The organism is Citrobacter sp. Marseille-Q6884 (assembly GCF_945906775.1).
Taxonomy (GTDB): Bacteria; Pseudomonadota; Gammaproteobacteria; order Enterobacterales; family Enterobacteriaceae; genus Citrobacter.
Genome location: NZ_CAMDRE010000001.1, coordinates 1,383,766 through 1,405,087, shown reverse-complemented (window position 1 = coordinate 1,405,087; position 21,322 = coordinate 1,383,766). Strand labels below are relative to the sequence as shown.

17 protein-coding genes, 3 rRNA genes and 1 riboswitch are annotated in these 21,322 nt (G+C 53.5%); of the genes, 9 read left to right on the top strand and 11 right to left on the bottom strand.

Annotated features, from left to right (window positions below):
• Nucleotides 1-118: 118 nt before the first annotated feature.
• The gene (locus tag N7268_RS06695; protein ID WP_260862198.1) at nt 119-562 is read left to right on the top strand and encodes an acetyltransferase; all 444 of its coding nucleotides are present in this window, start codon (nt 119-121) and stop codon (nt 560-562) included.
• Nucleotides 563-683: 121 nt separating this feature from the next.
• Here N7268_RS06695 and rrf read toward each other — a convergent pair.
• From rrf to N7268_RS06680, 3 genes are all read right to left on the bottom strand, one after another.
• Nucleotides 684-799: ribosomal RNA gene (gene rrf, locus N7268_RS06690) — 5S ribosomal RNA — on the bottom strand.
• A gap of 95 nt (nt 800-894) precedes the next feature.
• A 23S ribosomal RNA gene (locus tag N7268_RS06685) occupies nt 895-3,800 on the bottom strand.
• Nucleotides 3,801-4,035: 235 nt separating this feature from the next.
• A 16S ribosomal RNA gene (locus tag N7268_RS06680) occupies nt 4,036-5,577 on the bottom strand.
• The 16S, 23S and 5S rRNA genes sit together here, the layout of an rRNA operon.
• A 620-nt stretch (nt 5,578-6,197) precedes the next feature.
• Here N7268_RS06680 and purH point away from each other — a divergent pair.
• Both purH and purD read left to right on the top strand, forming a co-directional pair.
• On the top strand, nt 6,198-7,787 hold the full coding sequence (gene purH, locus N7268_RS06675; RefSeq protein ID WP_260862196.1) for a bifunctional phosphoribosylaminoimidazolecarboxamide formyltransferase/IMP cyclohydrolase: 1,590 nt from the start codon (nt 6,198-6,200) through the stop codon (nt 7,785-7,787).
• 15 nt (nt 7,788-7,802) lie between these two features.
• Nucleotides 7,803-9,092: a phosphoribosylamine--glycine ligase gene (gene purD / locus N7268_RS06670; RefSeq protein WP_260862195.1), complete on the top strand. Its 1,290-nt coding sequence runs from the start codon at nt 7,803-7,805 to the stop codon at nt 9,090-9,092.
• Here the strand turns inward: purD and zraR are convergent.
• Entirely contained in the window at nt 9,089-10,414 is a 1,326-nt protein-coding gene (zraR, locus tag N7268_RS06665; protein ID WP_260862194.1) for a sigma-54-dependent response regulator transcription factor ZraR, read from the bottom strand. The two genes, purD and zraR, sit on opposite strands and share 4 nt — an antisense overlap.
• Complete coding sequence (zraS, locus tag N7268_RS06660) at nt 10,411-11,805, bottom strand: two-component system sensor histidine kinase ZraS (protein WP_260862193.1); 1,395 nt, start codon at nt 11,803-11,805, stop codon at nt 10,411-10,413. Before zraS ends, zraR begins: the two co-directional genes overlap by 4 nt.
• Nucleotides 11,806-12,069: 264 nt before the next feature.
• Here zraS and zraP point away from each other — a divergent pair, with 264 nt between their 5' ends.
• Nucleotides 12,070-12,513 carry a zinc resistance sensor/chaperone ZraP gene (gene zraP / locus N7268_RS06655; RefSeq protein ID WP_260862192.1) on the top strand — a complete coding sequence of 148 codons (444 nt, stop codon included), beginning with the start codon at nt 12,070-12,072 and terminating at the stop codon, nt 12,511-12,513.
• A 36-nt stretch (nt 12,514-12,549) separates the two neighbouring features.
• Here the strand turns inward: zraP and N7268_RS06650 are convergent, their stop codons facing one another.
• The 6 genes from N7268_RS06650 to nudC all read right to left on the bottom strand — a co-directional run bounded on the left by N7268_RS06650 (nt 12,550) and on the right by nudC (nt 16,914).
• Nucleotides 12,550-13,242, bottom strand: coding sequence for a DUF1481 domain-containing protein (locus N7268_RS06650; protein ID WP_260863529.1), 693 nt, complete (start codon nt 13,240-13,242; stop codon nt 12,550-12,552).
• Between the two features lie 11 nt (nt 13,243-13,253).
• On the bottom strand, nt 13,254-13,526 hold the full coding sequence (gene hupA, locus N7268_RS06645) for a nucleoid-associated protein HU-alpha (RefSeq protein ID WP_001044509.1): 273 nt from the start codon (nt 13,524-13,526) through the stop codon (nt 13,254-13,256).
• A 186-nt stretch (nt 13,527-13,712) separates the two neighbouring features.
• Nucleotides 13,713-14,303, bottom strand: coding sequence for a YjaG family protein (locus N7268_RS06640; RefSeq protein ID WP_198907446.1), 591 nt, complete (start codon nt 14,301-14,303; stop codon nt 13,713-13,715).
• Nucleotides 14,304-14,336: 33 nt separating this feature from the next.
• The gene (gene nfi, locus N7268_RS06635) at nt 14,337-15,017 is read right to left on the bottom strand and encodes a deoxyribonuclease V (RefSeq protein ID WP_260862191.1); all 681 of its coding nucleotides are present in this window, start codon (nt 15,015-15,017) and stop codon (nt 14,337-14,339) included.
• 9 nt (nt 15,018-15,026) lie between these two features.
• Nucleotides 15,027-16,091 (bottom strand): uroporphyrinogen decarboxylase, encoded by a 1,065-nt coding sequence (hemE, locus tag N7268_RS06630; RefSeq protein WP_198907444.1) that lies wholly within the window; start codon nt 16,089-16,091, stop codon nt 15,027-15,029.
• Between the two features lie 49 nt (nt 16,092-16,140).
• Nucleotides 16,141-16,914, bottom strand: coding sequence for an NAD(+) diphosphatase (nudC, locus tag N7268_RS06625; RefSeq protein ID WP_260862190.1), 774 nt, complete (start codon nt 16,912-16,914; stop codon nt 16,141-16,143).
• 96 nt (nt 16,915-17,010) lie between these two features.
• On the opposite strand from nudC, the gene rsd reads away from it, so the two are divergent.
• The 5 genes from rsd to thiS all read left to right on the top strand — a co-directional run bounded on the left by rsd (nt 17,011) and on the right by thiS (nt 21,321).
• Entirely contained in the window at nt 17,011-17,499 is a 489-nt protein-coding gene (rsd, locus tag N7268_RS06620; RefSeq protein ID WP_260862189.1) for a sigma D regulator, read from the top strand.
• Between the two features lie 49 nt (nt 17,500-17,548).
• A riboswitch (TPP riboswitch) is annotated at nt 17,549-17,774 on the top strand.
• Nucleotides 17,775-17,855: 81 nt separating this feature from the next.
• Nucleotides 17,856-19,754, top strand: a complete 1,899-nt coding sequence (gene thiC, locus N7268_RS06615) for a phosphomethylpyrimidine synthase ThiC (protein ID WP_260862188.1) — start codon at nt 17,856-17,858, stop codon at nt 19,752-19,754.
• Nucleotides 19,754-20,389: a thiamine phosphate synthase gene (thiE, locus tag N7268_RS06610; protein ID WP_260862187.1), complete on the top strand. Its 636-nt coding sequence runs from the start codon at nt 19,754-19,756 to the stop codon at nt 20,387-20,389. Before thiC ends, thiE begins: the two co-directional genes overlap by 1 nt.
• A complete protein-coding gene (locus N7268_RS06605; protein ID WP_260862186.1) occupies nt 20,382-21,140 on the top strand; it encodes a HesA/MoeB/ThiF family protein in 759 nt (252 codons plus the stop codon). Before thiE ends, N7268_RS06605 begins: the two co-directional genes overlap by 8 nt.
• Entirely contained in the window at nt 21,121-21,321 is a 201-nt protein-coding gene (thiS, locus tag N7268_RS06600) for a sulfur carrier protein ThiS (protein ID WP_260862185.1), read from the top strand. Before N7268_RS06605 ends, thiS begins: the two co-directional genes overlap by 20 nt.
• The last annotated feature ends 1 nt before the right edge of the window (nt 21,322 follow it).

The window sequence follows — 21,322 nt, the reverse complement described above, 5'->3', positions numbered from 1 at the left end:
CATCCAGATAGCTGACAATAACCAGGAATGCGTTAAATGTCGAGTCTGCATGTGAAAGGTGAGAAAGTTTCACAAAGGTAATTACAGTAGACTATAAGCAAGAATAAAAGGAGTCACTATGGTTATTAATATTCGCCGTTCACGGCAGGACGAAGGCGACGAACTGATTGCAATTTGGTGTCGTTCTGTCGATGCCACGCACCATTTTTTATCAGCAGCGTATCGGGTTGAGCTTGAAGAGCTGGTACGTTCCTTTTTACCGGAAGCACCGCTATGGGTGGCTGTTAATCAACAGGATAAGCCTGTCGGTTTTATGTTGCTCAGCGAACAGCATATGGATGCTCTGTTTATCGATCCTGATGCGCGTGGTGCAGGGATTGGACGAATGCTTGTCAATCATGCGCTATCCCTGGCGCCAGAATTGAAGACCAATGTGAATGAGCAAAATGATCAAGCGGTAGGGTTTTATAAGAGGATGGGATTTCAGGTGACGGGACGCAGCGAAGTGGACGATCTTGGGAAGCCGTATCCGTTACTAAAACTGGCGTATGGAATCGAATAGTATTCAGTTAACCCCGTCCGGTAGCGCCATGCTGCCGGACCTGCAGTCACGAACCGGGGTTTTCAGATGCGCACAAACGCAAAAAGGCCATCCTTACGGATGGCCTCTTGCTTGATTTGATGCCTGGCAGTTCCCTACTCTCGCATGGGGAGACCCCACACTACCATCGGCGCTACGGCGTTTCACTTCTGAGTTCGGCATGGGGTCAGGTGGGACCACCGCGCTACAGCCGCCAGGCAAATTCTGTTTATTAACCCGCTTACCGCCGGTTAATTTTATCTGTATCAGGCTGAAAATCGTCTTCTCTTTCGCCAAAACATCTTCGGCGTTGTAAGGTTAAGCCTCACGGTTCATTAGTATCGGTTAGCTCAATGTATCGCTACACTTACACACCCGACCTATCAACGTCGTCGTCTTCAACGTTCCTTCAGGAGACTTAAAGTCTCAGGGAGAACTCATCTCGGGGCAAGTTTCGTGCTTAGATGCTTTCAGCACTTATCTCTTCCGCATTTAGCTACCGGGCAGTGCCATTGGCATGACAACCCGAACACCAGTGATGCGTCCACTCCGGTCCTCTCGTACTAGGAGCAGCCCCCCTCAATTCTCCAGCGCCCACGGCAGATAGGGACCGAACTGTCTCACGACGTTCTAAACCCAGCTCGCGTACCACTTTAAATGGCGAACAGCCATACCCTTGGGACCTACTTCAGCCCCAGGATGTGATGAGCCGACATCGAGGTGCCAAACACCGCCGTCGATATGAACTCTTGGGCGGTATCAGCCTGTTATCCCCGGAGTACCTTTTATCCGTTGAGCGATGGCCCTTCCATTCAGAACCACCGGATCACTAAGACCTGCTTTCGCACCTGCTCGAGCCGTCACTCTCGCAGTCAAGCTAGCTTATGCCTTTGCACTAACCTCCTGATGTCCGACCAGGATTAGCTAACCTTCGTGCTCCTCCGTTACTCTTTAGGAGGAGACCGCCCCAGTCAAACTACCCACCAGACACTGTCCGCAACCCGGATCACGGATCTTCGTAAGAGCACCAGCCATTAAAGGGTGGTATTTCAAGGTCGGCTCCATGCAGACTGGCGTCCACACTTCAAAGCCTCCCACCTATCCTACACATCAAGGACCAGTGTTCAGTGTCAAGCTATAGTAAAGGTTCACGGGGTCTTTCCGTCTTGCCGCGGGTACACTGCATCTTCACAGCGAGTTCAATTTCACTGAGTCTCGGGTGGAGACAGCCTGGCCATCATTACGCCATTCGTGCAGGTCGGAACTTACCCGACAAGGAATTTCGCTACCTTAGGACCGTTATAGTTACGGCCGCCGTTTACCGGGGCTTCGATCAAGAGCTTCTCCTTACGGATAACCCCATCAATTAACCTTCCGGCACCGGGCAGGCGTCACACCGTATACGTCCACTTTCGTGTTTGCACAGTGCTGTGTTTTTAATAAACAGTTGCAGCCAGCTGGTATCTTCGACTGATTTCAGCTCCACGAGCAAGTCGCTTCACCTACCTATCAGCGTGCCTTCTCCCGAAGTTACGGCACCATTTTGCCTAGTTCCTTCACCCGAGTTCTCTCAAGCGCCTTGGTATTCTCTACCTGACCACCTGTGTCGGTTTGGGGTACGATTTCGTGTTACCTGATGCTTAGAGGCTTTTCCTGGAAGCAGGGCATTTGTCACTTCAGCACCGTAGTGCCTCGTCATCACGCCTCAGTGTTAGAGTGAACCGGATTTACCTGGAACACACACCTACACGCTTAAACCGGGACAACCGTCGCCCGGCCGACATAGCCTTCTCCGTCCCCCCTTCGCAGTAACACCAAGTACAGGAATATTAACCTGTTTCCCATCGACTACGCCTTTCGGCCTCGCCTTAGGGGTCGACTCACCCTGCCCCGATTAACGTTGGACAGGAACCCTTGGTCTTCCGGCGTGCGGGTTTTTCACCCGCATTATCGTTACTTATGTCAGCATTCGCACTTCTGATACCTCCAGCAACCCTCACAGGCCACCTTCAACGGCTTACAGAACGCTCCCCTACCCAACAACACATAGTGTCGCTGCCGCAGCTTCGGTGCATGGTTTAGCCCCGTTACATCTTCCGCGCAGGCCGACTCGACCAGTGAGCTATTACGCTTTCTTTAAATGATGGCTGCTTCTAAGCCAACATCCTGGCTGTCTGTGCCTTCCCACATCGTTTCCCACTTAACCATGACTTTGGGACCTTAGCTGGCGGTCTGGGTTGTTTCCCTCTTCACGACGGACGTTAGCACCCGCCGTGTGTCTCCCGTGATAACATTCTTCGGTATTCGCAGTTTGCATCGGGTTGGTAAGTCGGGATGACCCCCTAGCCGAAACAGTGCTCTACCCCCGAAGATGAGTTCACGAGGCGCTACCTAAATAGCTTTCGGGGAGAACCAGCTATCTCCCGGTTTGATTGGCCTTTCACCCCCAGCCACAAGTCATCCGCTAATTTTTCAACATTAGTCGGTTCGGTCCTCCAGTTAGTGTTACCCAACCTTCAACCTGCCCATGGCTAGATCACCGGGTTTCGGGTCTATACCCTGCAACTTAACGCCCAGTTAAGACTCGGTTTCCCTTCGGCTCCCCTATTCGGTTAACCTTGCTACAGAATATAAGTCGCTGACCCATTATACAAAAGGTACGCAGTCACCCCATAAAGAGGCTCCCACTGCTTGTACGTACACGGTTTCAGGTTCTTTTTCACTCCCCTCGCCGGGGTTCTTTTCGCCTTTCCCTCACGGTACTGGTTCACTATCGGTCAGTCAGGAGTATTTAGCCTTGGAGGATGGTCCCCCCATATTCAGACAGGATACCACGTGTCCCGCCCTACTCTTCGAGTTCACAACACATGCACTTTTGTGTACGGGACTTTCACCCTGTATCGTGCGACTTTCCAGACGCTTCCACTAACACACATGCTGATTCAGACTCTGGGCTGCTCCCCGTTCGCTCGCCGCTACTGGGGGAATCTCGGTTGATTTCTTTTCCTCGGGGTACTTAGATGTTTCAGTTCCCCCGGTTCGCTTCATTACGCTATGTATTCACGTAATGATAGTGTGACGAATCACACTGGGTTTCCCCATTCGGAAATCGCCGGTTATAACGGTTCATATCACCTTACCGACGCTTATCGCAGATTAGCACGTCCTTCATCGCCTCTGACTGCCAGGGCATCCACCGTGTACGCTTAGTCGCTTAACCTCACAACCCGAAGATGTTTCTTTCGATTCATCATCGTGCTGCGAAAATTTGAGAGACTCGAACACACCATTTATCTGTTCTTATTACGGAGAACAGACACAGTGTGTCGTTTCAATTTTCAGCTTGATCCAGATTTTTAAAGAGCAAAACTTCTTAATGCACTCGGAAGTACATTCAGAAGTTCATCATTCATCAGACAATCTGTGTGGACACTACAAGGAACGGTTCTTTAAGGTAAGGAGGTGATCCAACCGCAGGTTCCCCTACGGTTACCTTGTTACGACTTCACCCCAGTCATGAATCACAAAGTGGTAAGCGCCCTCCCGAAGGTTAAGCTACCTACTTCTTTTGCAACCCACTCCCATGGTGTGACGGGCGGTGTGTACAAGGCCCGGGAACGTATTCACCGTGGCATTCTGATCCACGATTACTAGCGATTCCGACTTCATGGAGTCGAGTTGCAGACTCCAATCCGGACTACGACATACTTTATGAGGTCCGCTTGCTCTCGCGAGGTCGCTTCTCTTTGTATATGCCATTGTAGCACGTGTGTAGCCCTACTCGTAAGGGCCATGATGACTTGACGTCATCCCCACCTTCCTCCAGTTTATCACTGGCAGTCTCCTTTGAGTTCCCGACCGAATCGCTGGCAACAAAGGATAAGGGTTGCGCTCGTTGCGGGACTTAACCCAACATTTCACAACACGAGCTGACGACAGCCATGCAGCACCTGTCTCAGAGTTCCCGAAGGCACCAAAGCATCTCTGCTAAGTTCTCTGGATGTCAAGAGTAGGTAAGGTTCTTCGCGTTGCATCGAATTAAACCACATGCTCCACCGCTTGTGCGGGCCCCCGTCAATTCATTTGAGTTTTAACCTTGCGGCCGTACTCCCCAGGCGGTCTATTTAACGCGTTAGCTCCGGAAGCCACGCCTCAAGGGCACAACCTCCAAATAGACATCGTTTACAGCGTGGACTACCAGGGTATCTAATCCTGTTTGCTCCCCACGCTTTCGCACCTGAGCGTCAGTCTCTGTCCAGGGGGCCGCCTTCGCCACCGGTATTCCTCCAGATCTCTACGCATTTCACCGCTACACCTGGAATTCTACCCCCCTCTACAAGACTCTAGCCTGCCAGTTTCGAATGCAGTTCCCAGGTTGAGCCCGGGGATTTCACATCCGACTTGACAGACCGCCTGCGTGCGCTTTACGCCCAGTAATTCCGATTAACGCTTGCACCCTCCGTATTACCGCGGCTGCTGGCACGGAGTTAGCCGGTGCTTCTTCTGCGAGTAACGTCAATCACTAAGGTTATTAACCTTAATGCCTTCCTCCTCGCTGAAAGTACTTTACAACCCGAAGGCCTTCTTCATACACGCGGCATGGCTGCATCAGGCTTGCGCCCATTGTGCAATATTCCCCACTGCTGCCTCCCGTAGGAGTCTGGACCGTGTCTCAGTTCCAGTGTGGCTGGTCATCCTCTCAGACCAGCTAGGGATCGTCGCCTAGGTGAGCCGTTACCCCACCTACTAGCTAATCCCATCTGGGCACATCCGATGGCAAGAGGCCCGAAGGTCCCCCTCTTTGGTCTTGCGACGTTATGCGGTATTAGCTACCGTTTCCAGTAGTTATCCCCCTCCATCGGGCAGTTTCCCAGACATTACTCACCCGTCCGCCACTCGTCACCCAAGGAGCAAGCTCCTCTGTGCTACCGTTCGACTTGCATGTGTTAGGCCTGCCGCCAGCGTTCAATCTGAGCCATGATCAAACTCTTCAATTTAAGTTTGATGCTCGTGAATTAAACTTCGTAATGAATTACGTGTTCACTCAGAGACTTGGTATTCATTTTTCGTCTTGCGACGTTAAGAATCCGTATCATTGAGTGCCCACACAGATTGTCTGATAAATTGTTAAAGAGCAGGTGCGACGCGCTTTGGCGCTCTGTCGCGAGGTGGCGTATATTACGCTTTCCTCTTTCAGAGTCAACCCTGAATTTCAGGATTTTTCTCTTCAACCGAACCGGCTGTTTGTGTGAAGTGATTCACATCCGCCGTGTCGATGGAGGCGCATTATAGGGAGTTCTCCGGCGCCCGCAACCCTTAAATGACAGAAAAATGACTGACTGCTGCATTCCACAGCAAAACCCCGCCTTATACCCATTTACACACAGAGTTATCCACAAACATCCCGATCCTTTCTGCAATTCTCGCCCTGTAGATGCGATCTTCCACAGCATCAATTAAGGTCAACATTGAAAAATAAAAATTCGCGAGCGTTGCGCAAACGTTTTCGTTACAATGCTGCGGCAAAACAACGATACCCCGTAAGGGGCGTTAGCTGAGTTTTTATCCAAGAATTCAGCTAACGCTCTCTGTAATAGTCAAATCCAGGGGATTTACCATGCAACAACGTCGTCCAGTCCGCCGCGCTCTGCTCAGTGTTTCTGACAAAGCGGGTATTATCGAATTCGCTCAGGCACTTTCCGCACGTGGTGTGGAGCTGCTGTCTACAGGTGGTACCGCTCGCCTGTTAGCAGAGAAAGGCCTGCCAGTGACCGAAGTTTCCGATTACACCGGTTTCCCGGAAATGATGGATGGACGTGTGAAGACCCTGCATCCAAAAGTACACGGCGGCATTCTTGGTCGTCGCGGCCAGGATGACGGAATAATGGAACAGCACGGTATCGCGCCAATCGATATGGTGGTTGTTAACCTGTACCCGTTCGCCCAGACCGTAGCCCGTGAAGGCTGCTCGCTGGAAGATGCCGTCGAGAATATCGATATCGGCGGCCCGACCATGGTGCGCTCCGCTGCAAAGAATCACAAAGACGTTGCCATCGTGGTGAAGAGCAGCGACTACGACGCCATTATTAAAGAGATGGATGCCAACGACGGTTCTCTGACCCTCGACACCCGTTTTGACCTCGCGATCAAAGCCTTCGAACATACTGCCGCTTATGACAGCATGATTGCCAACTACTTCGGCAGCATGGTTCCGGCCTATCATGGCGAAAGCAAAGAAGCCGCTGGCCGTTTCCCGCGTACGCTTAACCTGAACTTCATTAAGAAGCAGGATATGCGCTACGGCGAGAACAGCCACCAGCAGGCTGCCTTCTATATAGAAGAGAATGTAAAAGAAGCCTCTGTCGCCACCGCGCAGCAGGTACAGGGCAAAGCGCTCTCCTATAACAATATCGCCGATACCGATGCAGCGCTGGAATGCGTGAAAGAGTTCAACGAGCCCGCGTGTGTGATCGTTAAACACGCCAACCCGTGCGGCGTGGCAGTAAGCACCTCGATTCTCGACGCCTATGACCGTGCGTACAAAACCGACCCAACTTCCGCATTCGGCGGCATCATCGCGTTCAACCGCGAGCTGGATGCAGGAACGGCGCAGGCCATCATCTCCCGTCAGTTTGTTGAAGTGATCATCGCCCCCTCCGCCACTGAAGACGCACTGAAAATTACTGCTGCCAAACAGAATGTTCGCGTCCTGACCTGTGGCCAGTGGGCACAGCGTGTACCGGGCCTGGATTTCAAACGCGTTAACGGTGGCCTGCTGGTTCAGGATCGTGACCTGGGTATGGTGACCGAAGGGGAACTGCGCGTGGTTTCCAAACGTCAGCCGACCGAACAGGAGCTGCGTGATGCGCTGTTCTGCTGGAAAGTCGCGAAGTTCGTAAAATCCAACGCCATTGTTTACGCCAAAGAGAACATGACCATTGGGATAGGCGCAGGCCAGATGAGCCGTGTTTACTCCGCGAAGATTGCCGGGATTAAAGCAGCGGACGAAGGCCTGGAAGTCAAAGGTTCTGCCATGGCCTCTGACGCCTTCTTCCCGTTCCGCGATGGTATTGATGCCGCTGCTGCTGTGGGTGTGAGCTGTGTTATCCAGCCAGGCGGTTCCATCCGTGATGATGAGGTGATTGCCGCCGCCGATGAACACGGTATTGCGATGATCTTTACCGATATGCGCCACTTCCGCCATTAATCCACGGAGCAGACGATGAAAGTATTAATTATTGGCAACGGCGGGCGCGAACACGCGCTGGCCTGGAAAGCCGCACAGTCACCGCGGGTTGAGACTGTTTTTGTTGCTCCGGGCAACGCGGGTACGGCACTGGAACCCACGCTACAAAACGTGGCGATCGCGGTTACCGATATTCCGGCACTGCTGAGCTTTGCCCAAAATGAGAAGATTGATCTGACCATCGTCGGACCGGAAGCACCGCTGGTGATAGGTGTCGTCGATGCTTTCCGTGCCGCCGGTCTGGCAATCTTTGGCCCAACCGAAGGTGCCGCACAGCTCGAAGGCTCCAAAGCCTTCACGAAAGATTTTCTCGCCCGTCATAACATCCCGACGGCGGAATACCAGAACTTCACCGAAATCGAACCTGCGCTGGCGTATCTGCGTGAGAAAGGCGCGCCAATCGTGATCAAGGCCGACGGTCTGGCTGCCGGAAAAGGCGTTATCGTGGCGATGACGCTGGCAGAAGCCGAAGCCGCCGTTCACGACATGCTGGCTGGCAACGCCTTTGGCGACGCAGGCCATCGTATCGTTATCGAAGAGTTCCTCGATGGTGAAGAGGCGAGCTTTATCGTAATGGTTGACGGCGAACACGTACTGCCGATGGCCACCAGCCAGGATCACAAACGTGTCGGCAATGGCGATACGGGACCGAACACCGGCGGTATGGGCGCTTACTCTCCTGCGCCGGTGGTGACGGACGACGTTCACCAGCGCACCATGGAACGGATCATCTGGCCAACCGTAAAAGGTATGGCGGCAGAAGGTAACACTTACACCGGCTTCCTGTACGCAGGTCTGATGATCGACAAGCAAGGTAACCCGAAAGTTATTGAGTTCAACTGCCGTTTTGGTGACCCGGAAACGCAGCCAATTATGCTGCGCATGAAATCGGATCTGGTGGAGCTGTGCCTCGCAGCCTGCGAAGGTAAGCTGGATGAGCAAACGTCCGAGTGGGACGAACGTGCTTCACTGGGCGTGGTTATCGCCGCAGGGGGCTATCCGGGTGATTACCGTACCGGCGATGTGATTCACGGCCTACCGCTGGAAAAGGTCGCTGACGGTAAGGTATTCCATGCCGGAACAAAGCTTGCCGATGACGATCGTGTACTCACTAACGGCGGCCGCGTCCTGTGCGCCACCGCTCTGGGGGATACCGTGGCCGAAGCGCAGAAACGCGCTTACGCCTTAATGACCGATATCCACTGGGATGGCAGCTTCAGCCGTAACGACATCGGCTGGCGCGCCATTGAGCGCGAGCAACGCTAACGCGAAATTTTCGCCAACAGCGTTTTACGCGTGATCCCTAATTGACGGGCGGCTTCGGTTTTGTTGCCGCCCGTTTTCTCCAGCGCCGCAAGAATCACCTCTTTTTCGACATCCACCAGCGGTTGGATCGCCAGACCGTTTTCGGCTTTTACTGGCGTCGCGGCAATCGCCATCGGCAACTCCCGTTCAGAAATGTACTCCCCCGTCAGCAAAACCACGGCTCGCTCAATGGCGTTTTCCAATTCGCGGATATTCCCTGGCCAATCGTAGTGGATGAGCAGATCCATTGCCTGCGGGGTAAAGCCTTTCACCATTTTGCGATTACGCTTTGCAAAACACTGTAGAAAGTGGTCGGCCAGTAGCGGAATATCTTCCCGACGCTGGCAAAGCGCGGGCATTTCAATGGTCACCACATTCAGGCGGTAGTAGAGATCCTGGCGAAAACGCCCGGCGCTAACTTCCTCTGCCAAATCGCGATGCGTTGCGGCTATCAACCGAACATCGACGGCAAGGGTCTGATTACTGCCCACTCGCTGAACTTCCCGCTCCTGGATCGCCCGCAGCAGGCGCACCTGCATCAACGGTGAAATATCACCAATTTCATCGAGAAATAACGTACCGCCATCAGCCTCAACAAAGCGCCCTTCCCGGCGTTTGTCGGCCCCGGTAAACGCCCCTTTTTCATGGCCAAACAACTCTGACTCCAGTAACGATTCGTTGAGCGCTGCACAATTCAGCGTTACCAGTGGTTTATCGCGACGCGGGCTGCTGGCATGGAGCGCACGCGCCACCAGCTCTTTTCCGGTACCGGAGTCACCATGAATCAGCACCGTTGCATCCGAAGGCGCCACCATCGCAATCTCACTGAGCAACTGTTGCATCGCCGGGCTTTTGCCAATCATGCCAAATTGCACCGCCGGTGCAGAAGGTGAATCAACGGTGCAGTCCCTTGTGTGCGCCAGCGACGTTTCCAGTGTCTCTTGCAGTTGATCAAAGTCCAGCGGCTTAATTAAATAGTCCTGCGCCCCGGCTTTAAGCACCTCCACCGCCGTCTCAACACTGGAAAATGCCGTCATAATCAAAATGGGGATCGCCGGATTCAGAGCTTTGATCTCTTTCAGCGTTTCGATGCCGTCCATCTCGGCCATACGCACGTCACACAGCACCAGATCAAAGACATGCTCACGCACCCGCTCCAGTGCCGCCCGACCGTTATAGGCCAGCGAGACGTCATAACCCCAACCACGAAGCAGCGCCTGTAAAATAGTGCAGTGGCTGATGTCATCATCAACAACCAAAATATCGATCTTTCTGCGCGTCATCCTTGCCAATCCCGTTGTTTCACTTTGGCCGATAGCCAAAGCGTAAAGACAGTGCCTTTACCCTCAACACTTGTCACCTGAATGGTTCCGCCGTGCTGCTCGATAATGTTTTGCACTACCGCCAGCCCCAGACCCGTACCATCCGCTTTCGTCGTAAAATAAGGCGTAAAAATCGCCTCCAGCTGTTCAGGCGCAATCCCCTTTCCGCTATCTGTCACCACAATTTTAACCCGATCGGCACTGCTTTCACTCGCTTCAACCGTGATCGTGCCCTGACGACCAATCGCATGGATAGCATTCAGATAGAGATTCAACAGAACCTGCGTGAGGCGGTCTGGATCGGCCTGAATCCCCGGTAATGCCGTATTTGCCGTAAACCGCAGCTGGATTTCCCGGTTCTGAGCATCCTGACTGACCAGATGCAGCGAGTGGGTGATGACCTCATTGAGATCCACCTTTTGTAACGTCAGATGCGCAGGCTTCACCAGCTCCAACAGTTCACTCACGACCCGATTTAAGCGATCGGCCTCTTTAGCCATCACCTGAGCCAGCTCATGGGCTTCTCCGCCCGCCGGTGTGCGCTCGGCAAAATACTTTGCTAACCCTTTAATGGAAGAAAGCGGATTGCGGATTTCATGCGCCACCCCTGCCGCCAGTTGCCCAAGAGCCATCAGCTTTTCTTTGCGCTTCATGGCCTCCTGCAACTCCCTGTATGAACGCTGATAGCGCTGATACCAGAAGAAGGTGAGCACGGTTGCCAGCAGCACAGCCGCCAGCGCTAAAAGAACAATCAGAGTATTGCGCCACTCTCTTGCCTGGGTCGCTGCAAGATCGCTGGCATCAAAGGCAATAAAAATGGTTTGCGCAGGCGTGTTCATGTGCTCGTCGTTATTATTACAACGCGCCATCCCATGCCTTCCCGGACCAAACATTGGCTGAAACTGGCGATAAATTTCCAGCGTCGGCGTTTTTTCGCCATCGTTTGTCGGGGTATCCATACGCCGCCAACGCTCCTGCTCTCCAGGATGCAACTGTCGCAACACATCCGGTGAATAGAGCGTTTTGCCGACCATCCCGGCATTGCTGTGGGTGATAATGACGCCATGCGCGTCCACAACGGCAAACCAAAGAACACCCGGCTGTACAGCCATCTCCTCCAACAGTGTTTGCTGCTGGGCATGATGCATCCGCATTCCCATGCCTACCCGCGTACCGGACTCCAGAGCACGGATCAGCACACTGCCTTTTTCCAGCAACGTTTGCCGGGCGGCGTCACTTTCCCGACCATAATCCCGAAGGGTCATGATAGAAAACCAGCCAACCAAAATCAGGACAGCCGCTAACAATAGTCTGCTGAGCCACTTTGCCGCCGTATCCTTATACAGATGCATACGCTTTCCCTTTACCCACGGTTTCCTTTCATCGTTTCAGTGACACAGCAGGAATCATGCCATTTTTCACCCCAGAGAACCCTGCCCTCCGGCACAAACCGCTAAAGGTAACGAGTAAAAATGACCCACCGCTCCTTTTTGGGCGAGTCATTTTTACCCGGTTTCTCCACGATTGTGCTCATCCAAAGCCCGTAGAATGCGGATTTCCTGTTTGGCACGGAAGATGCAAAAGAGAAAGTAAGCTAACCAACAGGAGAACGAACGATGAAACGGAATAATAAACTGGCGCTGGTTGTACTCTCGCTAATGGCCCTGGGCTCTACCCCGGCGCTGGCACAACATCACTGGGGATATGGTGATGGTATGCAACAACGTAACGGGACGCCAATGACCACCGAGCAGCAGGCAGCGGCCCAGAAAATCTATGATGATTACTATTCACAGACCAGCGCGTTACGCCAACAGCTGACCTCCAAACGGTATGAATACAACGCGTTATTAACGGCCAGTTCGCCGGACAGTGCAAAAATTAACGCAGTCGCAAAAGAGATGGCATCGCTGAATCAGTCACTGGACGAGCAGCGTGTTAAGCGCGATGTCGCGATGGCGCAAGCGGGCGTACCACGTGGAGCAGGAATGGGCTATGGCGGTTGCGGTGGTGGCGGTAACCATCGCGGTGGAGGTCATATGGGAATGGGCCACTGGTAAGCATTTTTGCCGGATGGCAACTTACAGGCCCGCGCTTCAGAACGTCTTCGCGGTAGGCTGCCAGTGACAGAAATCCTCATTGGCGACCAACAATAGCTGAGATCCTTCGGGCGCTTCCAGCCATGCCACGCTCACCTCAACTGACGAATGGCTCTGGCGGCGCTCAATATGGTTTATCGCCCACGATTCCAGGTCAGGCTTCAGTGTCTCGCCTTCGCAGGTTGTGATCGTGTTATTCCCATGCCAGCGTCCCTGACGCAACACAACACGCCCCTGACGCAGCGCATCGCTGGTCTGGCGGATTTGGTCGGCACGATAACGGTAAAGCGCAATTTGATCGCTGGAAAGCTGCTGCTTTTGCCCGTCAACGTCGCGCTGCATAAAACTCAGTTCGCCCCGGTCATCGAAGCGTATGCGAATATGCTCCGGCGGCTGGCTGTAAACATTGAGTTCTATCAGAGAAAGTGAATCACCCTGCCAGCGGTACTCACTGGTAGTGGTCGTGCCATGACGCCACGGACTGAATACGGAGAGCAGGTGAACATCGTCACCAGAATCTTTACGCCAGACGCGCACCGCCCCCTGATCGCCAACATAACCGCTGGCCGTAAACGGAGGAAGTTCGGAATGACGACTGCAGGCTGACAGCAACAGAACACCTGAAAGCCAAAGCGTATGACGCCAGATGGACAAAAGGGGCGAAACCGCCCCTTCGTTAAAACTGTTCACTGCCACGCGAATTACTTAACCGCGTCTTTCAGTGCTTTACCAGAAACAAATGCCGGTACGTTGGCTGCGGCGATTTTGATTTCTTTACCGGTCTGCGGGTTGCGGCCAGTACGCTCAGCGCGGTGGTTCACTTTGAAGGTACCGAAACCAACCAGTTGTACAGCATCACCTTCTTTCAGAGACTCAGTAATTGCAGCCAGAGTGGATTCCAGAGCAGCTTTAGCCTGGGTTTTAGACAGTTCTGCTTTGTCTGCAATTACATCAATCAGTTGAGTCTTGTTCATAAGTTATCCTTACAATGTGTTTATCGCTTGCTAAGCATCGAGTGCGACGGAAATGCCAAAAAAGCACTCTCCTGCATACACGCACCGATAGCCACTTTTTTTCGCCCCCCAAATGTAGACCAGACGGGGGGCGAATGGGAAGCCTTCAGGCACGACAAATCAGGCGTTAAATCACGTTTTGTGGTGTCATTGCTGAAAATTTATACCAATATTGCTCTCGCCAGCCTCGCGCAGGTCTGCGCGCAGCCCTTTTATCAGCTCAATATCGCGTTCTTCGCAGTCAGCCAAAAGTCGGAATATTTCCCACTGAATATCCCATTCTTGCTCAACGGCAGGGTTCTCTTTCAGCTCCTCATCGGTCATTTCCCGACCAGCCTGAGTCATTTCCAGCATCGCGACCGTCGTGATGGAAGCCTTACTGACTTCAATGGCATGTTCCAGTGTTTCACCGCTAAGGCGCGAATGCATCAATTCGCTTAATGCAACGCAGGCATCAATCGCAGGATATACGCCGTACAGATCGTAATCGTCTGCCGCAGGAATGGCCTCTTCAAACTTTTCCAGTTGGCTATCGAAATTGATCTTTGCATCTTTGACCGTCAATGTTTCCCAGACTAGATCCAGAATTCGGCGGTAAATCTGCCCATCGCCAAATTCAGTTTGCTTGCAGAACATGGCGTAGTTCGGGTACATGCGTTCACACAAACAAGCCATAAAAGTGACGTGTTGCCAGCTTTCCAGCTTCTCCAGACGCAAGTGAATCGGGTTTTGTAACATGATGAGTTCTCAAATACGGAAATTAGCGGCAGTTTACCCGATATGGGGTGATTTTGCTGCAAGCCGCGTAAAAGCCGGGCGTTCCGATGCCACCGCATCTGCCCAGCGGGTCGGTTCCGGTAGACGGTAACCGTTCATACAGCGCTGTACCCACGCCAGTGCGCTATCCATTCCCACGCGATGGCCGGTGGAGATAAATAGCGGATTACAGCGTGCTTTGCTACGCCAGACCCACGCCAGTTGCTCGCCTTTATCCAATAACGGCGCTAATGCGCCAGGCTCCGCAGACAGGGGCTCAAATTGACCGCACAGCCGTTTTTTCGCAACGCCGATAGTGGGTACATCCACCAGCAGGCCAAAATGGCTGGCCACGCCCAGACGACGCGGATGAGAAATACCGTGACCATCGACGAACAGCAAATCCGGTTTTTGCGAGAGCTGCCGCCATGCCGCCATCAGCGCGGGGGTTTCACGAAATGAGAGAAAGCCGGGAATATAGGGCATCGTGGTGGCGATGCGCGCCACCTGATATTCAACCAGCTCAAGCGTAGGATACTTCAGTAATACCATCGCGGCTCGCGTCACTTCACCGCCCTGCTCAAACCCCACATCCGCCCCGCCGATCAGATCCGGCGGATCGTTATCTAGGCGATCCTCAAGGATCACTGAAGAGGCCAGTTCACGCTGTTGGGTACGCAGCGACGCGAGATCCATAATGGCTCCTTAGCGGTGGTATTGCTCGGACAGACGATGTACCGCCTCCACAAAGACACCCGCATGTTCTGGCGGTACATCCTGATGGATGCCATGTCCGAGGTTAAAGACATGTCCTTCACCCTGACCAAAACCAGCAAGGATCGTCGCCACTTCTTCTTCGATACGTGCCGGCGGCGCATAGAGCATAGACGGGTCCATATTCCCCTGCAGCGCAACTTTATGACCGACACGACGACGCGCATCTGCGATATCCGTCGTCCAGTCGAGCCCCAGCGCATCGCAGCCGGTTTCTGCCATCGCTTCCAGCCACTGTCCACCCCCTTTGGTAAACAACGTCACTGGCACGCGGCGACCGTCGTTTTCGCGCAGCAGACCATCGACAATCTTGTGCATGTAGTAGAGAGAGAACTGCTGATAATCACGCCCGGTCAGCACGCCGCCCCAGGTGTCGAAGATCATCACCGACTGCGCGCCCGCTTTGATCTGCGCGTTAAGGTACAAAGTGACGCTTTTCGCCAGTTTGTCGAGCAACAGATGCAGCGCTTTAGGATCGGCGTACATCATCTTTTTAATGACGGTGAAGGCTTTACTGCTACCACCTTCCACCATATAGGTCGCCAGCGTCCACGGGCTACCAGAGAAACCAATCAGCGGGACTTCGCCTTTCAATTCGCGGCGAATAGTGCGCACCGCGTTCATCACGTAAGCCAGCTCACCTTCCGGATCGGGAATGGGCAGCTTATCGACGTCGGCTTTACAGGTAATCGGGGAGGAAAAACGTGGGCCTTCTCCGGCTTCAAAGTAAAGCCCGAGCCCCATCGCATCCGGGATAGTCAAAATGTCCGAAAAGAGGATCGCCGCATCAAGCGGATAACGGCGCAGCGGTTGAAGCGTCACTTCACAGGCCAGCTCAGCATTTTTGCACAACGCCATAAAATCGCCCGCTTCAGCGCGGGTAGCTTTGTACTCCGGCAGATAGCGGCCTGCCTGGCGCATCATCCATACCGGAGTGACATCAACGGGCTGGCGCAGCAGCGCTCGCAGATAACGATCGTTCTTCAGTTCGGTCATTTTTACATTCCTTTTAGCGTCAGGCCGTCAGTGTATCACTACTCGTTCTTTACTCGTACTCAGCCCGACACATCGCCACGGTATCTTCAATTAGCCTACGCGCGACGGTACCCGGCGGCGGTAAAAGCGGTAAATCATCATAGCGATACCAGTTCGCTTCCAGTAGCTCTTTCGGGTCGATAACAATCTCACCTCTATCATACTCCGCCATAAACGCGGTCATCAGCGACTGCGGGAACGGCCACGGCTGGGAGGTCACATAGCGCAGGTTCTTCACCTTGATACCGCTCTCTTCCATCACTTCACGTGCAACCGCCTGTTCTAACGTCTCTCCCACTTCGACAAAACCCGCGAGTACGGTATGAACACCATTGCGATGGCGAACGTGTTGAGCAAGAAGAAGAGAGTCATCACGACGAATGGCAACGATAATGCAGGGCGCAATTTGCGGGTAGTAGCGTTCGCGACAGTGGCTGCACAGCATGGCCCATTCGGTTTTACTTGGGTACATCGTGTGGCCACAGTAGCCGCAGTATTTGTGTGAACGGTAGAACTCCGCCAGCTGTACACCGCGACCAGCCAGTTGAAACAGGCCCACATCCTGATCGATAACCTGGCGAACTGATCCCATTTCATGCCGGCGTTGCTGCTGCACCAGCCAGACCGTTTCCCCTTCCCATTCACCTATCGGGAGTGCGCGCTGCCCTACCAGATCAAAACGAGTCGCTTCACCATGGGGCAACTCTCCATGTGGTAGCCATATCTTTTGTTCATGACTGACAATCCACCAGCCGCTGTCTAATTTTTCAATTATACGATCCATATCTCTTGCGCTACCTTTGCTTCACAGGCATGTTGTTTACATTATTTTTACATTTGTACGTGAGCAGTTTTTAAACACCATCTTGCGGAGTCAATCATGCTAAACCAGCTGGAAAGCCTGACGGAGCACGTCGGAGGAAGTAATAAACTGGTTGATCGCTGGCTACATGTACGTAAGCACCTGCTCGTGGCTTACTACAATCTGGTTGGCATTAAGCCTGGCAAAGAATCGTACATGCGACTCAATGAAAAAGCGCTGGATGATTTTTGTCAAAGCCTGGTCGATTACCTCTCCACCGGCCACTTCAGTATTTATGAACGCATTCTCCATAAATTGGAAGGGAACGGGCAGCTTTTAAAAGCAACGAAAATTTGGCCATTACTGGAGGCCAATACGCAGCTGATCATGGACTATTATGATTCCAGCCTGGAAACCGCTATCGATCATGATAATTTCCTTGAATTTCAAACGGTTTTATCAGATCTCGGCGAAGCGCTGGAAGCCCGGTTTGTGCTGGAAGATAAGCTGATTATGCTGGTACTGGATGCGATGCATGACAGCAGCATGATCAAACGTCCTGCTTGAGTTCCAGACTATTAACGCGTAGTTTACATTCATTACCTCTTTTTGAGGTTACTTCTTGTCGGAGTGCTTATTTTCCACAATAGCATTCGTGATGCATCAAAGCGGCAAGTCAGTGAACCTCCAGAAGCTTACATTAGTAAGTGACTGGAATGAGCTGACGAAGCCAACACAGAGGCAGCGCGAAGGATGACGTGGGAAAGGCTGAGACCGTTAATTCGGGATCCGCGGAACCTGATCAGGTTAAAACCTGCGAAGGGAACAAGAGTCAATCTACAACTGCATCGCCCTTGGGTGATCGTTTCTCTTGCTTCATCCGTCGTCTGACAAGCCATATCCTTACTTTTTTGGAATGAGCTATGTCTGTCACTACTAAACCATCACGCCGCGAGCAGCGCGCCCAGGCCCAACACTTTATCGATACGCTGGAAGGCACTGCCTTTCCTAACTCAAAACGCATCTACATTGTAGGTTCGCAGCCGGATATCCGTATTCCGATGCGTGAAATCCAGCTTAGCCCCACGCTGACTGGCGGGTCAAAAGACCATCCACAGTTTGAAGATAACGAAGCGGTGCCGGTGTATGACACATCTGGTCCGTACGGCGATCCTGATGTTGCCATTAACGTCCAGCAGGGTCTGGCAAAGCTGCGCCAGCCATGGATTACCGCGCGTAACGATAGCGAAGAACTCAACGACCTCAGTTCGGCGTACACCAAAGAACGCCTGGCCGACGATGGCCTGGATGAACTGCGCTTTACGGGATTATTGACGCCAAAACGCGCTAAAGCTGGCCGTCGTGTGACTCAGTTGCACTATGCGCGTCAGGGGATCGTCACCCCGGAGATGGAATTTATCGCGATTCGTGAAAACATGGGGCGCGAGCGCATCCGCAGTGAAGTGCTGCGCCACCAGCACCCAGGAATGAGCTTTGGCGCACGCCTGCCGGAAAATATCACGCCGGAATTTGTACGTGATGAAGTAGCTGCCGGGCGTGCCATCATTCCTGCCAACATTAACCACCCGGAATCGGAGCCGATGATTATTGGCCGTAACTTCCTGGTGAAGGTCAACGCCAATATCGGCAACTCAGCAGTCACCTCCTCCATCGAGGAAGAGGTTGAAAAACTGGTGTGGTCTACACGCTGGGGCGCAGACACGGTCATGGATCTCTCCACCGGTCGCTATATCCACGAAACCCGCGAGTGGATCCTGCGTAACAGTCCGGTTCCGATCGGCACCGTACCGATCTACCAGGCGCTGGAGAAGGTCAATGGGATCGCTGAAGATCTCACCTGGGAAGCGTTCCGCGATACGCTGCTGGAGCAGGCAGAACAGGGAGTGGACTACTTCACCATCCACGCGGGTGTGTTGCTGCGTTATGTGCCGATGACCGCCAAACGCCTGACCGGTATTGTCTCGCGCGGGGGGTCAATTATGGCGAAATGGTGCCTCTCCCATCACCAGGAAAACTTCCTCTACGAACATTTCCGCGAAATTTGTGAAATCTGCGCGGCCTACGATGTTTCGCTCTCATTGGGTGACGGCCTGCGCCCGGGTTCCATTCAGGATGCTAATGACGAGGCACAATTCTCCGAGCTGCATACATTGGGCGAATTAACCAAAATCGCCTGGGAATATGATGTGCAGGTGATGATTGAAGGCCCCGGCCACGTGCCAATGCAGATGATCCAACGCAACATGACCGAAGAGTTGGAGCACTGCCACGAGGCGCCATTCTATACCTTAGGTCCCTTGACCACTGATATCGCGCCGGGCTACGACCACTTCACCTCTGGCATTGGTGCCGCGATGATTGGCTGGTTCGGCTGTGCGATGCTCTGCTACGTGACGCCGAAAGAACACCTCGGACTGCCGAATAAAGAGGACGTCAAACAGGGGCTGATTACCTACAAGATTGCCGCACACGCGGCAGATCTGGCGAAAGGTCATCCTGGCGCACAGATCCGCGACAACGCCATGTCAAAAGCGCGCTTCGAATTCCGCTGGGAAGACCAGTTTAACCTGGCGCTTGATCCGTTCACCGCTCGCGCCTATCACGATGAAACCCTGCCGCAGGAGTCCGGTAAAGTCGCCCACTTCTGCTCAATGTGCGGACCTAAATTCTGCTCGATGAAAATCAGCCAGGAAGTACGCGACTACGCCGCCGCACAAACTATCGAAGTGGGGATGGCCGATATGTCAGAGAGCTTCCGCGCCAAAGGCGGAGAAATTTATCTGAAAAAGGAGGAAGCCTGATGTATCAGCCTGATTTTCCTTCCGTCCCGTTTCGCCTCGGGCTGTATCCGGTTGTCGATAGCGTGTTGTGGATTGAACGTCTGCTGGAGGCCGGCGTGCGCACCATTCAGCTACGAATCAAAGATAAGCGTGATGAAGAGGTCGAAGACGACGTGGTGGCCGCCATTGCACTGGGGAGGCGCTACGATGCCCGTTTATTTATCAACGACTACTGGCGACTGGCGATAAAACACAACGCTTACGGCGTGCATCTCGGTCAGGAAGACCTCGAAACCACCGATCTGAAAGCGATTCAGGCGGCAGGTTTACGCCTTGGCGTATCGACACATGATGATATGGAAATCGACATCGCGCTGACCGCTCGTCCGTCATACATCGCGCTGGGTCACGTCTTTCCGACCCAAACCAAACAGATGCCCTCTTCCCCACAAGGGCTGGCGCAGTTGGCGAGCCATATCGAACGGCTGGCCGACTACCCCACCGTCGCGATTGGCGGGATAAGCCTTGAACGCGCACCTGCAGTGCTGGCTACCGGTGTCGGCAGCATTGCTGTAGTCAGTGCGATAACTCAGGCCTCAGACTGGCATGCCGCCACGGAGCAGCTGCTTTCGATTGCAGGAGCGGGTGATGAATGATCGCGATTTTATGCGCTACAGCCGTCAGATACTGCTGGGTGATATTGCCATCGAGGGTCAGCACAAGCTGAGTGAAAGCCATGTGCTGATTATTGGTTTAGGCGGATTAGGTTCTCCTGCTGCGCTGTATCTGGCGGGGGCTGGCGTTGGAACGCTGGTTCTGGTGGATGATGATGACGTACATCTGAGCAACCTGCAGCGCCAGATCCTGTTCACTACCGACGATATCGCCCGGTCCAAATCACAGGTTGCACGTCAACGACTGACACGACTCAACCCGGATATCGAACTGGTGGCGTTACAGCAGCGTCTGAAGGGCGACGCGCTCAGGCATGCGATAGCGCGTGCCGAAGTGGTGCTGGACTGTACCGACAACATGGCAACGCGCCAGGAGATTAACGCCGCATGTGTCGCGCTGAATACACCGCTGATTACCGCCAGTGCCGTCGGTTTTGGTGGGCAGTTAATGGTTCTCACCCCACCGTGGGAACAAGGCTGCTACCGCTGCCTGTGGCCAGATGACGTAGAGCCAGAGCGCAACTGCCGCACTGCGGGCATTGTCGGCCCGGTCGTTGGCATTATGGGAACGTTGCAGGCGCTGGAAGCCATTAAGCTACTGAGCGGCATTGAAACACCCAGCGATTCATTACGCCTGTTTGATGGCAAAACCAGCCAGTGGCGCAGCCTGGCGCTGCGCCGTGCCAGCAGTTGTCCGGTCTGTGGAGGGCAGCATGCAGATTCAATTCAATGACGAGCCGATGCAGTGCGTGGAAGGACAAACCGTCAGCGAGCTGCTCGCACAACTGAATCAGCTCAAACCGGGGGCTGCACTGGCGCTGAATCAGCAGATCCTGCCACGTGAACAGTGGCAACAACACATCGTGCAGGAAGGCGACCAGATCCTGCTTTTTCAGGTTATTGCAGGGGGTTGAT

Excerpts from the sequence above, each read along its gene's own strand:
- N7268_RS06695 (WP_260862198.1), top strand. The coding sequence starts at position 119 with ATGGTTATTAATATTCGCCGTTCACGGCAGGACGAAGGCGACGAACTG.
- purH (WP_260862196.1), top strand. The coding sequence starts at position 6,198 with ATGCAACAACGTCGTCCAGTCCGCCGCGCTCTGCTCAGTGTTTCTGAC.
- purD (WP_260862195.1), top strand. The coding sequence starts at position 7,803 with ATGAAAGTATTAATTATTGGCAACGGCGGGCGCGAACACGCGCTGGCC.
- zraR (WP_260862194.1), bottom strand. The coding sequence starts at position 10,414 with ATGACGCGCAGAAAGATCGATATTTTGGTTGTTGATGATGACATCAGC.
- zraS (WP_260862193.1), bottom strand. The coding sequence starts at position 11,805 with ATGCATCTGTATAAGGATACGGCGGCAAAGTGGCTCAGCAGACTATTG.
- zraP (WP_260862192.1), top strand. The coding sequence starts at position 12,070 with ATGAAACGGAATAATAAACTGGCGCTGGTTGTACTCTCGCTAATGGCC.
- hupA (WP_001044509.1), bottom strand. The coding sequence starts at position 13,526 with ATGAACAAGACTCAACTGATTGATGTAATTGCAGACAAAGCAGAACTG.
- N7268_RS06640 (WP_198907446.1), bottom strand. The coding sequence starts at position 14,303 with ATGTTACAAAACCCGATTCACTTGCGTCTGGAGAAGCTGGAAAGCTGG.
- nfi (WP_260862191.1), bottom strand. The coding sequence starts at position 15,017 with ATGGATCTCGCGTCGCTGCGTACCCAACAGCGTGAACTGGCCTCTTCA.
- hemE (WP_198907444.1), bottom strand. The coding sequence starts at position 16,091 with ATGACCGAACTGAAGAACGATCGTTATCTGCGAGCGCTGCTGCGCCAG.
- nudC (WP_260862190.1), bottom strand. The coding sequence starts at position 16,914 with ATGGATCGTATAATTGAAAAATTAGACAGCGGCTGGTGGATTGTCAGT.
- rsd (WP_260862189.1), top strand. The coding sequence starts at position 17,011 with ATGCTAAACCAGCTGGAAAGCCTGACGGAGCACGTCGGAGGAAGTAAT.
- thiC (WP_260862188.1), top strand. The coding sequence starts at position 17,856 with ATGTCTGTCACTACTAAACCATCACGCCGCGAGCAGCGCGCCCAGGCC.
- thiE (WP_260862187.1), top strand. The coding sequence starts at position 19,754 with ATGTATCAGCCTGATTTTCCTTCCGTCCCGTTTCGCCTCGGGCTGTAT.
- N7268_RS06605 (WP_260862186.1), top strand. The coding sequence starts at position 20,382 with ATGAATGATCGCGATTTTATGCGCTACAGCCGTCAGATACTGCTGGGT.
- thiS (WP_260862185.1), top strand. The coding sequence starts at position 21,121 with ATGCAGATTCAATTCAATGACGAGCCGATGCAGTGCGTGGAAGGACAA.